Origin of the sequence: Pseudomonas cichorii, from assembly GCF_018343775.1 — a bacterium.
Classification (GTDB): domain Bacteria; phylum Pseudomonadota; class Gammaproteobacteria; order Pseudomonadales; family Pseudomonadaceae; genus Aquipseudomonas; species Aquipseudomonas cichorii.
On record NZ_CP074349.1, the window covers coordinates 4947108 to 4960539 of the forward strand.

The following is a 13432-nucleotide window of genomic DNA, read 5'->3' on the forward strand; positions in this document are numbered from 1 at the left end:
GCTTAACCTCTCACCTGAACGCTGTCGGCCAGAATCGCCAACACCAGTTGCTGGAAGTCCAGCCCGGCAGCACGAGCCGCCATGGGGACCAGACTGTGATCGGTCATGCCTGGCACGGTGTTGACTTCCAGCAGCCAGAACTTGCCTTGCGCATCCTGCATGACATCCGTGCGCGCCCAGCCTGCAATGCCGATGGCTTCGCAAGCACGTGCTGTCAGTTGTTTGAGTTCCTGTTCCTTGTCATCACTGAGCCCGCACGGAATCCGGTACTGGGTATCGGAAGCCAGGTACTTGGCGTCGTAATCGTAGAAACTGTGAGGAGTGCCCAGGCCGATGGGCGGCAATATTTCGCCACGCAGGCAGGCGATCGTGAACTCAGGACCCTGAATCCATTGTTCGACCAAAACTTGTGAATCGTAGGTACTGGCGGCTTTCCATGCGGCGATCAATTCGTCGACGCCGGTCACCTTCGCCATACCGATACTTGAACCTTCATGGGCCGGTTTGACGATCAAAGGGAAGCCCAGTTCCGTCGCGGCAGAAATACAGTCGGCCTCACTGCCCAGAACCGCATGCAGCGGAGTGGCCAGCCCAAGACTTTGCCAGACCTGCTTGGTGCGCAACTTGTCCATGGCCAGTGCAGAAGCCAGTACACCGCTACCGGTATAAGGGATTTGCAGGCACTCCAGCAGGCCCTGCATCGTGCCGTCTTCACCGCCACGACCATGCAGGACGATAAAGGCACGGTCGATCCTTTCGCTGACCAGCCGTTGCAGGAAGTCATCGCCCACGTCGATGCCGAACGCATCCACGCCAGCGCTGAGCAATGCATCCAGCACCGCTCGCCCCGACTTCAACGAAACCTCCCGCTCAGCACTCTTGCCACCGAAGAGCACGGCAACGCGGCCGAAGCTTTTCGGTTCAAGGGTCGAGCGCAGGGAAGATTGCGAAGTCACTGTCATTTGAGCTTCCCTTCGGTTGAAGCAATGACGGCACCGGCGAACAGCGGGCTCTTGAGCAATTGCGGAGCCAGGCCACCGATATCACCGGCCCCCTGGCACAGCAGGATGTCACCGGCGCGCAGCAGCGGCTTGACCAGCGGCGCCAGTTCGACACCACGTTCGATGTAGATCGGGTCCAGTTGCCCGCGCTGCCGGATGCTGTGGCACAGGTTGCGGCTGTCGGCACCGGGGATCGGCTCTTCGCCTGCCGGATAGACTTCCATCAGCAACAGCACATTGGCATCGGCCAGCACCTGCACGAAATCGTCGTACAGGTCACGGGTACGGCTGAAACGGTGCGGCTGATAGACCATGACCAGACGACGATCCGGCCAGCCGCCACGCACGGCATTGATGACCGCAGCCACTTCACGCGGGTGGTGACCGTAGTCGTCCACCAGCATCACGTTGCCGCCTTCGACGGGCAGTTCGCCATAGACCTGGAAGCGGCGACCAACGCCCTGGAAGCCCGACAGGCCCTGGACGATGGCTTCGTCGCTGACGCCTTCGTCAGTGGCGATGGCGATGGTTGCCAGGGAGTTGAGCACGTTATGGTTGCCCGGCATGTTCACCGATACGTCCAGCGGCTCACGGTCGCGACGCAGCACGGTGAAGAACGTCAGCATGCCGTCCTGGCGCACGTTGATAGCACGCACATCGGCTTTTTCGCTGAAGCCGTAGGTCAGGGTCGGACGCTTGACCAGCGGCAGGATTTCACGCACCACCGGATCATCGATGCACATCACCGCCAGACCGTAGAACGGCAGGTTGTGCAGGAACTCGACAAAGGTCTTCTTCAGTTTGTTGAAGTCGCCTTCGTAAGTGGCCATGTGATCGGCGTCGATATTGGTAACGACTGCGACCAGCGGCTGCAGATGCAGGAAGCTGGCGTCGCTTTCATCGGCCTCGGCGATCAGGTAACGGCTGGTGCCCAACTGTGCGTTGGTACCGGCAGCGTTGAGACGGCCACCGATCACGAAAGTCGGGTCCAGGCCACCGGCAGCAAACACCGAAGCGATCAGGCTGGTGGTGGTGGTCTTGCCATGAGTACCGGCAACCGCGATGCCATGGCGATAGCGCATCAGCTCGGCCAGCATCTCGGCACGGGGCACCACAGGAATACGACGCTCAAGGGCTGTCGCGACTTCCGGGTTGGAGGTGTTCACGGCGCTGGAAACCACCAGCACGTCGGCACCGACAGCGTTCTCGGCAAGGTGACCGATGAAAATGTGTGCACCGAAGGATTTCAGACGTTCGGTAACGGCCGAGTTCTTCAGGTCAGAGCCCGATACTTCATAGCCGAGGTTCAGCAGTACTTCGGCGATACCGCACATACCCACACCGCCGATACCGACGAAGTGGATGCGGCGAATACGGCGCATTTCCGGCTGAGGCATGGCGCGTTGACTCTCAACCATTGACCACCTCCACACAGACGTCGACAACGGTGTTGGTTGCGTCTGGCCGGGCCAGCCTGCGGGCGGTACGGGCCATGTTGTTCAATTGTTCGGGTTGCATCAAAACCTCTTTCAGGCGCGCAGCCATCTCGGCGGCGCCAGTTGTCGCTTGCGGCATGACAAAGGCTGCGCCTTCGCGAGCCAGATAGTCAGCGTTACGAGACTGGTGGTCGTCGATCGCGTAAGGCAGCGGTATCAGGAACGAAGGCAAGCCTGCGGCTGCCAGTTCACTGATGGTCAACGCACCTGCGCGACAGACGACCAGATCGGCCCAGGCATAGGCCTGTGCCATGTTCTGGATAAACGGCGCGACCTGCGCCTCGACGCCAGCGCTGCGATAGCGCTCGGCGGTGACTTCATCGTGTTTCTTGCCGGCCTGATGGAAGACCTCGGGCCTTATGTCTTCAGACACCAGAGCCAGGGCTTCGGGCAGTAACTTGTTCAGGGGCTCCGCGCCCAGGCTGCCGCCCAGGACCAGCAGACGCGCCTTGCGGCCGGCCAGTGCCTGGCGTGGTGTTTCAAGAAACAGCTCGACCCGTACAGGATTGCCGGTCGTGCGGCGCTTGGCCGTTGCACTGAAGGTGTCCGGGAACGCCTCGCAGATTCGGCTGGCGAAGGACGACAGGCTGCGGTTGGCGGTACCGGCCACAGCGTTCTGCTCATGAATGATCAACGGCACGCCCGCCAGCTTCGCAGCCAGGCCACCAGGACCGGTGACATAACCACCGAAACCCACGACACAGACCGGCTTCAACTCGCGCACGACCTTGCGTGCCTGACCCAATGCCTTGAGCAGCATGAAAGGTGCCTTGAGCAGCGACAGCTTGCCCTTGCCACGCAACCCGGTGGCATCGATCAGATGCAGGGGCAGCCCGGCCTGTGGCACCAGCTCGTTTTCGATACCACGCGGCGTACCCAGCCAGTGGACCTTGTAGCCACGCGACTGGAATTCGCGGGCACAGGCCAGCGCCGGGAATACATGCCCGCCGGTGCCACCGGCCATGATCAGCACGTTAGCGTCCATGGGGCGGCTCCTCGGCGAAGTCGCTCTCTTTGAATTCGGTTTCTTCGCTGCCCATGTTGTTGCGCGACTCCCACTCGATGCGCAGCAGCAGACCGAGGCTCGCACAGCAGATCACAAGCGAACTGCCGCCGTAGCTGAGGAATGGCAAGGTCAGGCCTTTGGTCGGCAGCAGGCCGACGTTTACCCCGATGTTGATCAGGAACTGACCGATCCACAGGAAAGAAAGACCATAAGCAACGTAAGCACCGAAGAACTGTTTGGCCCTTTCTGCCCACATACCTATGTACATGCCACGAATACTGACGAACAGGAACAAGGCGACTGTGAGCAAAGACCCTATGACACCCAGCTCTTCGGCAAGCACCGAGAACACGAAGTCGGTATGAGCTTCCGGCAGATAGAACTGTTTCTGGACACTGTTGCCCAGACCGACGCCGAACCATTCGCCGCGACCGAATGCGATCAGCGCCTGGGTCAACTGGTAGCCGGAACCGAACTGGTCCGCCCACGGGTCGGTGAAGTTGGTCAGACGCGCCATCCGGTAAGGTTGGGCCTGTACCAGCACCACCACGGAAACCACAGCCAGCACCACCATCAGGGAGAAACGGAACAGCCCGACACCACCGAGAAACAGCATGGCGGCAGCCGAGCCCATCATCACGACCGTGGCCCCGAAGTCAGGCTCCATCAGCAACAGGCCCGCCATCGGCAGCAACACGATGAACGGCTTGAAGAAGCCCATCCAGCTTTCACGGACTTCCTGCTGACGACGAATCAGGTAACCGGCCAGGAAGATCACCACAAAGACCTTGGCGATTTCGGAAGGCTGCACGTTGAACGCGCCGAAGCCAATCCAGCGCATCGAGCCGTTTACCTCGCGGCCGATACCCGGCACCAGCACCAGCAACAGCAGACCGAAGGCACCGATCAGCATCAGCCAGCCCATGCGCTGCCACGTGGCGACAGGCACCATCATGGTTGCGCAGCAGGCCCCCAGGCCGATCAACAGATAGATCAGATGGCGGGTCATCATGTACAGCGTATTGCCCGACTGCACGGCGGCCACTTCCGACGACGCGGAAGTGATCATCACCAGACCAAGACCCAGCAATGCCAGGCAGCCAGCCAGCATCGGGAAGTCGAGGTCTATGCCACGGCCACTGATCAGCGGCGACGGATAAGGCTTGATCACGCCAAAGATCATGACAAGCCCTCCACTGCCTGGGCGAACAGGCGTCCGCGCTCTTCGTAATTCTTGAACATGTCGAGGCTCGCGCAGGCAGGCGACAGCAATACCGCATCGCCCTCTTGAGCCAGTTCGGCACTGCGTTGCACGGACTCTTCCAGCGTGGTGACACGCACCAGCGGTACAGCATCGCCCAGCGCCTGAGCGATCAGTTCGGCATCGCGGCCCAGCAGGACGACTGCACGGCAATGAGCTGCAACGGCAGCATGCAGGGCGCTGAAGTCAGCACCCTTGCCATCGCCACCAGCGATCAGCACCAGCTTGCCAGTGATGTCAGCACCCAGGCCTTCGATAGCAGCCAGTGCGGCGCCAACGTTGGTGGCCTTGGAGTCGTTGTAATAGTGAACGCCCTTCAGCTCGCGCACCCACTGGCAGCGATGCTCAAGACCGGTGAAGGTCCGCAGGCTGCTCAGCATGGCATCGAACGGCAGGCCCACGGCATGCCCCAGCGCCAGTGCGGCCAGGGCATTGGCCTGATTGTGCGCGCCACGGACTTTCAGTTCGCGAACCGGCATCAGGTTGTCGAACTGGAAAGCCAGGTATTTTTCGCCGTTCTCTTCACGCAGGCCGAAACCGTTGAAATCCGGCTTGGTCAGGCCGAAGGTCCAGCAAGGCAGGCCTTCACCGATCAGTGGCCGGGACAGTGCGTCCTGGCGATTGACGACCACTTGCCGTGCGCCACGGAAAATCCGGTGCTTGGCCAGGTGATAGGCCGGCAGGCCGCTGTAGCGGTCCATGTGGTCTTCGCTGACGTTCAGCACGGTCGCGACTTCGGCATTGAGTTCATGGGTGGTTTCGAGCTGAAAGCTGGACAGCTCCAGCACGTACAGCTCGACATCGTCACTGAGCAGATCCAGTGCCGGCATGCCGAGGTTGCCGCCGACTGCAACGCGCTTGCCTGCAGCCTGGGCCATCTCGCCCACCAGAGTGGTCACGGTGCTTTTCGCATTGGATCCGGTGATTGCAATGACCGGCGCTTTCGCGTAACGCGCGAACAGGTCGATGTCACCGGACATCTTGACGCCACGGGCATGAGCCTCTTGCAAGGCTGGAGTCGCAAGGGCCAGACCGGGGCTGACATACAGCTCGTCGGCACGGCAGAGAAACTCTACGTCCAGCTCGCCACAACGCACTTCCACCTGCGGGTAATCGCGACGCAAGGTCGCAAGCTCCGGAGGATTCTCCCGAGTATCAGCCACGGCAAAGGCGACGCCCCGGTTCGCCAGGAAGCGAACCAGGGACATGCCACTCTTGCCTAGACCGACAACGATACGGAAGCGGTCGGAAACGATCAAAGACACTCGTTCTACCTCAGTTTCAGCGTTGCAAGGCCAACCAGCACGAGAATCACGGTGATGATCCAGAAACGGACGATCACACGCGGCTCAGGCCAGCCCTTGAGTTCAAAGTGGTGGTGGATGGGCGCCATGCGGAATACGCGGCGACCGGTCAGTTTGAATGACGCAACCTGAATGACCACTGAAAGGGTTTCCATCACGAACACGCCGCCCATGATGAACAGGACGAACTCCTGACGGACGATCACCGCCATGGTGCCCAGTGCAGCGCCCAGCGCCAGAGCACCGACGTCGCCCATGAACACCTGGGCCGGATAAGTGTTGAACCAGAGGAATCCGAGCCCCGCGCCAATCAGCGCGCCGGAGAACACAATCAACTCACCCGCGCCCGGTACATAGGGAATCAGCAGGTATTCGGCGAACTTCACGTTACCCGACAGGTAGCAGAAGATACCCAGCGCACCACCGACCATCACGGTCGGCATGATTGCCAGGCCGTCCAGGCCGTCAGTCAGGTTCACTGCGTTGCTGGAGCCGACGATGACGAAGTAGGTCAATACGATGAAACCGACCATGCCCAACTGGATGCGTACATCCTTGAGCATCGGCACGATCAGGGTTGTCTCGGTTGCCGACGGCGCAGTCGTGTAAAGGAAGATCGCTGCGCACAGGCCGAATACCGACTGCCAGAAATACTTCCAGCGGCTTGGCAAGCCGCGAGAGTTCTTCTCGATCACCTTGCGATAGTCATCGACCCAGCCGATGCCACCGAACAGCAGCGTGACGAGCAGGACCACCCATACATAACGGTTGCTCAAGTCAGCCCACAGCAAAGTGCTGATAGCGATGGACGACAGGATCAAGGCACCGCCCATGGTCGGGGTGCCGGACTTGGAAAGATGCGATTGCGGACCATCGTTACGCACGGCCTGGCCGATCTGGCGCATTTGCAGGGTACGAATCATCCACGGCCCCAGCCACAGCGACAGAGTCAAGGCTGTGAGCACGCCGAGAATCCCACGCAAGGTCAGGTATTGGAAGACCGCAAAGCCTTTATGGAACTGTTGTAAAAACTCGGCCAACAGCAGCAGCATCAATGTTTCTCCAGGCTAGAACCGCATAAGGCAGCCACGATGTTTTCCATCGCGGCACTACGCGAACCCTTGATCAGTAAAGTGGTATTGGGGTCTTGCTCGGCGCCCAGCGCCGCAATCAGGTCGGCCTGACTGGCAAAATGTCGCCCATGCTCGCCAAAGGCGTTCACGGCATGAGCCATCAACGGACCCACGGCATAAAGTGCCGAGACCTTGCCGGCGGCATAGGCCCCCACATCGCGGTGACCCTGCTCTGCCCAGTCACCCAGCTCACCGATATCGCCCAGTACCAGGACAGTTCGGCCAGGGAAGTCGCAAAGCAGATCGACGGCGGCGTTTATAGAAGAAGGATTGGCGTTGTAAGAGTCATCGATCACCCGCACGCCATTGCTGGCGATTTGTGCAACGGTGCGACCCTTGACCGGTTGAACGTTGTTCAGGCCAGTGACGATGCCGTCCAGGGTAACGCCCAGCGCAAAGGCGCCAGCCGCTGCCGCCAGGGCATTGGCCACGTTATGTTTGCCCAGCAGGTTCAATTGCACCTGCGCAGTCCCAAGCGGGCTGTGCAGCAGAAAGCTCGGGCAGCCACGTGCATCGCGCCCCAGATCGCTGGCGTACAGATCGGCCTGGCTGTTGCTCAGGGCAAAGCTGACGATCTTTCGTTCGCCGACGCGCAGACGCCAGGTCGGGAAAGCCTTGTCATCCAGGTTCAGGACCGCAATGCCGCTGGCATCGAGCCCTTCGAGGATTTCGCCTTTGGCTTCCACGATACGGTCCGGCCCACCGAACTCACCGACATGGGCAGTCCCGGCATTGGTAATCAAAGCGACATGAGGTTTTGTCAGGCTGACGGTGAAAGCAATTTCGCCGACACGCGAGGCACCCAGCTCGATGACCGCCGAAGAATATTCCGGGGCCAGTTCAAGCAGAGTCAGAGGCACGCCCAGTTCGTTATTCAAGTTGCCACGGGTCGCCAGGACCGGACCGCGAGTGCGCATGATACTGGCCAGCATTTCCTTGACCGTGGTCTTGCCACTGGAACCGGTAATGGCCGCCACAGGCCTGTCCACAAAGGCATTGCGATTGATCGCGCCCAGTTGCGCCAGTGCCTTGCGGGTATCGAGCACGACCAGTTGCGGCAAGGTGGAGCCTTCCACTTCCCGCTCGACCAGAGCACCTACGGCGCCCTTGGCGGCAACCTGATCCAGATACTCGTGGCCATCGAAGCGCGGGCCGGTCAGAGCCACGAACAATTGGCCCGGCTGAATGGCGCGACTGTCGGTGCTGACACCGGTAAAACTGCAGTCGCCAACACGACGAGCGTCGAGTGGCGCGACCAGTTCGCTGAAGGTCAATGCTTTAAGCATGCGCAAGCTCCCATGCGGCCAGAGCCTTGGCGGCCTCTTCCAGGTCAGAGAACGCGTGGCGTTGACCGCCTATTTCCTGATAGTCCTCATGCCCCTTGCCGGCCAGAACCACAACATCTGCCGCATCGGCACTGGCAATCAGCTCGGCAATCGCCTGGCCACGGCCTTCAACGAAATGCACCGCAGCGGCGTTCACGAAACCCGGGCGGATATCGTCGAAGATCCGGCCTGGCGCTTCTGTGCGCGGATTGTCATCGGTCACCCAGACGCCATCGGCAAGACGCTCGACCACTTCAGCCATCAGCGGACGCTTGCCGCTGTCACGATCGCCACCGCAACCGAACAGGCACAACAGGCGACCCTTGGCATGCGGACGCAAGGCGTTTAGCACCTGCTCCAGAGCATCGGGGGTGTGGGCGTAATCGACCACGACCAAAGGCTTGTTGCCACCGCCAAGACGCTGCATGCGTCCGACCGGGCCTTCGAGCTTTGGCAGGACCTTGAGAATTTCGTCCAGCGCATATTCCAGCCCCAGCAAGGCGCCGATAGCCGCCAGCACATTGCTCAGGTTGAAACGGCCCAGCAGACGGCTGCGCAGAAAGTGCTCGCCGTGCGCAGTGACGAGTGTGGCGCGTACGCCATCGTCATCGAACTTCGCATCGCGGCAATAAAGGGATGCGCTCTTGTCCTGGAGGCTGTAGGTGATGAGTCGGGACTCATGCTCCACCTCGGCCAGTTCACGCCCGAACCCGTCATCCAGATTGATCACCCGGCAACGCAGATCCGTCCATGCAAACAGCTTGGCCTTGGCAGCACCATAGGCCTCCATCGTGCCGTGATAATCCAGATGATCACGGGACAGATTGGTCAGCACGGCAACGTCGAAATCCAGGGCCGTTGCACGTCCCTGATCGAGGCCGTGGGACGACACTTCCATCGCAACGGCGCGAGCGCCGGCCTTTTTCAGGTCAGCGATGGTGGCCTGCACGGAAATCGGATCGGGGGTCGTGTGGCGACCGCTTTGCAGCGCGCCATAGAAACCGGTCCCCAGTGTGCCAACGATGCCGCAGTGCTGGCCGAGCAGATCAAGGGCCTGGGCAACCAGTTGCGTAACGCTGGTCTTGCCATTGGTGCCGGTCACGCCCACCAGATTCAGTCCGCGACTCGGCTCGCCATAGAAGCGACCGGCAATGGCCGACAACTGCGCAGCCAGGCCCTTGACCGGAATCAACGGCACATCGGTGATAGGCAATACGGTCGAACCTTCGACCTCATAAGCCACCGCCGCCGCACCGCGCTGCAAGGCATCGGCAATGTGGGCGCGGCCATCAAGCTTGATGCCGGGAACTGCCAGGAACAGATCTCCAGGCCGGACATTACGGCTGTCGAGGGTCAACTCACGAATCAGGGGATCGCGGTCGGTTTGAGCGAAAATCTTGCTCAGATTGAAAGCCATCAGCCACGCCCTCCTTTCACTACAGGGGCAACATTGACCTGCTCTTGGGGTGCGGCGAGGTTGTCGGGGGTCACGTTCATCAGACGCAACGTGCCAGACATGACCTTGCTGAATACCGGGGCAGAAACCAGACCACCGAAATAGCCACCCTTGCTCGGCTCATCGATCACAACGACGATCGCGTAGCGCGGGTTGCTCATCGGGCCAAAACCGGCGAACAGGGAACGGTAGGAGTTTTCCGCGTAACCCTTGGTGCCGATGGACGTCTTGCGCGCCGTACCGCTCTTGCCGCCCACGTGATAGGACGGCACACGGGCGCGATAGACGCCACGCGGATCTTCGATCACTTGCTGCAACATGCCCTGCAAGGTCTTGGCGGTGTTTTCGGGGATGGCCTGCACGGCCGTCGGCGGCGTATCGCTTTTCAGAATGGTCAGCGGCACGATCCGGCCATTGTTGGCCAGTGCGCCATAGGCATGCACCAGTTGCAAGGCGGTGACCGACAGACCGTAGCCGTAGGACAGGGTCGCGGTTTCAGCCTTGCGCCACTCGCGGTAGTTCGGCAGGTTGCCCACGCGCTCTCCCGGGAAGCCGAGGCCGGTGTACTGGCCGAAACCGACGCGCTGCATGGTGCGGAAAATGGCTTCACCGCCCACGTCGAAGGCGATCTTGCTCATGCCCACGTTACTGGAGTTGATGAGGATGCCGGTCAGGTCGAGGATCGGGCCTTCGGTCTTGGTCACGTCACGAATGGTGTACTTGCCGATCTGCAAGGTACCCGGATAAACCTCGACCTTGTCGGTCGGCTTCCAGCGCCCGCTGTCCAGGGCGGTGGTCATGGAGATCGGCTTCATGGTCGAGCCCGGCTCGAACACGTCGATGATTGCCCGGTTGCGCATTGCAGCAGGCACCATGGTGCGGCGATTGTTCGGGTTGTAGGTCGGCTGGTTGACCATGGCCAGGACTTCGCCGGTCTTGACGTCCATGATTACCAGGCTACCGGCCTTGGCTTCGTTCTCTACTATGGCGTTACGCAGTTCGCGGGTGGCCAGATATTGCAGGCGCAGATCAATAGACAAAGCCAAGGTCTTGCCGGCCTTGGCGTTCTTGGTTACCTGGACGTCCTTGATAAGTCGTCCCCTGCGGTCCTTGATGACCTGTCGCTTGCCAGGCACCCCGGCGAGCCAGTCGTCATAGGCCAGTTCGACCCCCTCTCGACCATGATCGTCGAGGTCGGTGAAGCCGACCATGTGTGCGGTCACGTCACCGGCCGGATAGAAACGCCGGAATTCCTCGATGCCATAGACACCGGGGATTTTGAGGTCCAGCACAGACTGCCCTTGCTCAGGCGTCAGGCCGCGAACCAGATAGATGAACTCCTTGGTGGCCTGAGAATCCAGGCGCTCGGTCATGGCCTTGAGGTCCTGCCCCAGAGCAGTCGCCAGAACCGGCCATTTGGATTTGTCCTGCTGCATTTCACGCGGGTTTGCCCAGAGCGTGGTCACAGGCGTACTGACAGCCAGAGGCTCGCCGTTACGGTCGGTGATCAGACCACGGTGAGCGGGGATTGGAATATGACGGACGCTGCGAGCATCACCTTGCTCCTTGAGGAAGGTGTGATCGATGACCTGCAGATCGATAATGCGCCAACAGATGGCGAGCACCAGGATGACGAGCAGCCCCACCACCACACGGAACCGCCACGGATACAGGGCACCCTCAAGTTTCATCATGGCGCCACCATCCGTACTTCGGCAGCGTTGGGGATGCGCATCTTCAACTGATCGGTGGCCAGGTTCTCGATACGGCTATGGGCCGTCCAGGTGCTCTGCTCGAGAATCAGGCGTCCCCACTCGGCCTGCGCCTTGTCGCGCACGCTCATTTCCGAGTACAGGGAGTTAAGCAACTGCCGGTTCCAGTGGGCGCTGTAGGACACGCCGATTGCCGAAACGAGGACGGCAAGAAACAGCAGCAGCATGATGAAGCTGCCGCCGGGCAATGGCTTGAGGAACAGACGGCTCACCTGAGCTTCTCCGCCACACGCATGACAGCGCTGCGCGAGCGTGGATTGGCTCTGGTTTCTTCGTCCGAAGCGAACTGCGCCTTGCCGATGAGTTTGATCTTCGGCTCGAAGGCCTTGAACTGGATCGGCAGGTTGCGAGGCATGTTGTCAGCTTCACCCTTGACGAGCTTGCGCATGAACAGCTTGACGATGCGGTCTTCAAGAGAGTGGAAGCTGATGACCACCAGACGACCGCCGACCTCAAGGGCGTCCAGCGCCGCTTCAAGACCGGCTTCCAGATCGCCCAGCTCGTTGTTGACGTGAATACGCAGGCCCTGAAAGGCACGCGTGGCCGGATTCTTGCCCTTTTCCCAGGCAGGGTTGGCAACCTTGAGGACTTCTGCCAGATCGGCAGTGCGCTCGAAAGGCTGGATTTCGCGACGCTGAACCACGGCATTGGCCATGCGCTTGGCGAAACGCTCTTCACCGTATTCCTTGAAGACCCGGGCGATCTCTTCTGCAGGTGCAGTGGCGATGAACTCGGCAGCGCTGATGCCACGAGTCGGGTCCATGCGCATGTCCAACGGGCCGTCGTTCATGAAACTGAAGCCGCGCTCAGGATCGTCCAGTTGCGGTGAGGAGACGCCAAGGTCCAGCAGAATGCCGCTGACCTTGCCTGCCAACCCGCGTTCCTGAGCCTCGGAGCCCAGTTCGGCAAAGCTTCTCTGCACAATGACAAAGCGGCCGTCTTCGGCCGCCAGCGCTTGCCCTGTGGCAATCGCTTGAGGATCCTTGTCGAACCCCAGCAGCCGGCCATCAGGCCCAAGATGCTGAAGTATCAGGCGACTATGTCCGCCACGACCGAATGTGCCGTCCAGATAGCAGCCATCGGCGCGCACAGCGAGAGCCTCGACGGCTTCTTCGAGCAGTACGGTGATGTGGGTAAAACTGCTGTTCATAGTCACAGGATCAGGTCACGTAATTCATCAGGCATCGCGCCAGGTTTTTGAATGGCTGCAAGGTCTGCATCGGCAACAGCATTCCAGGCATCCTCGCCCCACAGTTGAAACTTATTAAGCTGTCCAACCAACATCACACGCTTATCCAACCTGGCGTATTCACGAAGACGCGGCGGGACCAGAAAACGCCCACTGCCGTCGAGCTCCAGATCCACTGCGTTACCAATCAAAAGCCTCTGCAACCGGCGGTTTTCTTCGCGAAAGGTAGCCAGCTCACGAAGTTTCGCCTCAATCAGTTCCCACTCGGACAGCGGATAAAGACACAAGCAGGGGTCAACGGCATCAATGGTCACGATAAGTTGCCCGGAGCTACGCGAATCCAACTCGTCACGGTACCGGCTCGGCATGGCGAGACGACCCTTGGCATCGAGATTGATTGCGTTGGCACCACGAAACACAGGCGCACTCTCCGATTTTTAACTTTTCGCGCTAAAAAAACCCACTTCGTGCCACTTTCTGCCACTTGCG

12 protein-coding genes are annotated in these 13432 nt (G+C 60.4%); all 12 read right to left on the reverse strand.

The window, feature by feature from the left end; genetic code table 11:
• Window positions 1-2 precede the first annotated feature (2 nt).
• From KGD89_RS21000 to mraZ, 12 genes are read right to left on the reverse strand one after another with little or no spacing between them, the layout of a single operon-like run.
• A complete protein-coding gene (locus KGD89_RS21000) occupies window positions 3-962 on the reverse strand; it encodes a D-alanine--D-alanine ligase (RefSeq protein ID WP_025261731.1) in 960 nt (319 codons plus the stop codon).
• A complete protein-coding gene (murC, locus tag KGD89_RS21005; RefSeq protein WP_025261732.1) occupies window positions 959-2419 on the reverse strand; it encodes a UDP-N-acetylmuramate--L-alanine ligase in 1461 nt (486 codons plus the stop codon). The genes KGD89_RS21000 and murC overlap by 4 nt, the downstream gene beginning before the upstream one ends.
• A complete protein-coding gene (gene murG, locus KGD89_RS21010) occupies window positions 2412-3482 on the reverse strand; it encodes an undecaprenyldiphospho-muramoylpentapeptide beta-N-acetylglucosaminyltransferase (RefSeq protein WP_025261733.1) in 1071 nt (356 codons plus the stop codon). The genes murC and murG overlap by 8 nt, the downstream gene beginning before the upstream one ends.
• Entirely contained in the window at window positions 3472-4686 is a 1215-nt protein-coding gene (gene ftsW, locus KGD89_RS21015) for a putative lipid II flippase FtsW (protein WP_025261734.1), read from the reverse strand. Before ftsW ends, murG begins: the two co-directional genes overlap by 11 nt.
• Window positions 4683-6029 carry a UDP-N-acetylmuramoyl-L-alanine--D-glutamate ligase gene (gene murD, locus KGD89_RS21020; protein ID WP_025261735.1) on the reverse strand — a complete coding sequence of 449 codons (1347 nt, stop codon included), beginning with the start codon at window positions 6027-6029 and terminating at the stop codon, window positions 4683-4685. Before murD ends, ftsW begins: the two co-directional genes overlap by 4 nt.
• 5 nt (window positions 6030-6034) lie before the next feature.
• Window positions 6035-7120 carry a phospho-N-acetylmuramoyl-pentapeptide-transferase gene (gene mraY, locus KGD89_RS21025; protein ID WP_025261736.1) on the reverse strand — a complete coding sequence of 362 codons (1086 nt, stop codon included), beginning with the start codon at window positions 7118-7120 and terminating at the stop codon, window positions 6035-6037.
• The gene (locus tag KGD89_RS21030; protein WP_025261737.1) at window positions 7120-8487 is read right to left on the reverse strand and encodes a UDP-N-acetylmuramoyl-tripeptide--D-alanyl-D-alanine ligase; all 1368 of its coding nucleotides are present in this window, start codon (window positions 8485-8487) and stop codon (window positions 7120-7122) included. The genes mraY and KGD89_RS21030 overlap by 1 nt, the downstream gene beginning before the upstream one ends.
• The gene (locus KGD89_RS21035) at window positions 8480-9943 is read right to left on the reverse strand and encodes a UDP-N-acetylmuramoyl-L-alanyl-D-glutamate--2,6-diaminopimelate ligase (RefSeq protein WP_025261738.1); all 1464 of its coding nucleotides are present in this window, start codon (window positions 9941-9943) and stop codon (window positions 8480-8482) included. Before KGD89_RS21035 ends, KGD89_RS21030 begins: the two co-directional genes overlap by 8 nt.
• Window positions 9943-11673 (reverse strand): peptidoglycan D,D-transpeptidase FtsI family protein, encoded by a 1731-nt coding sequence (locus tag KGD89_RS21040; RefSeq protein WP_162883734.1) that lies wholly within the window; start codon window positions 11671-11673, stop codon window positions 9943-9945. The genes KGD89_RS21035 and KGD89_RS21040 overlap by 1 nt, the downstream gene beginning before the upstream one ends.
• Window positions 11673-11966 (reverse strand): cell division protein FtsL, encoded by a 294-nt coding sequence (gene ftsL / locus KGD89_RS21045; RefSeq protein ID WP_025261740.1) that lies wholly within the window; start codon window positions 11964-11966, stop codon window positions 11673-11675. The genes KGD89_RS21040 and ftsL overlap by 1 nt, the downstream gene beginning before the upstream one ends.
• The gene (gene rsmH / locus KGD89_RS21050) at window positions 11963-12904 is read right to left on the reverse strand and encodes a 16S rRNA (cytosine(1402)-N(4))-methyltransferase RsmH (protein WP_074568851.1); all 942 of its coding nucleotides are present in this window, start codon (window positions 12902-12904) and stop codon (window positions 11963-11965) included. The genes ftsL and rsmH overlap by 4 nt, the downstream gene beginning before the upstream one ends.
• A 2-nt stretch (window positions 12905-12906) precedes the next feature.
• Window positions 12907-13362 carry a division/cell wall cluster transcriptional repressor MraZ gene (mraZ, locus tag KGD89_RS21055; protein ID WP_025261742.1) on the reverse strand — a complete coding sequence of 152 codons (456 nt, stop codon included), beginning with the start codon at window positions 13360-13362 and terminating at the stop codon, window positions 12907-12909.
• Between the last annotated feature and the right edge of the window lie 70 nt (window positions 13363-13432).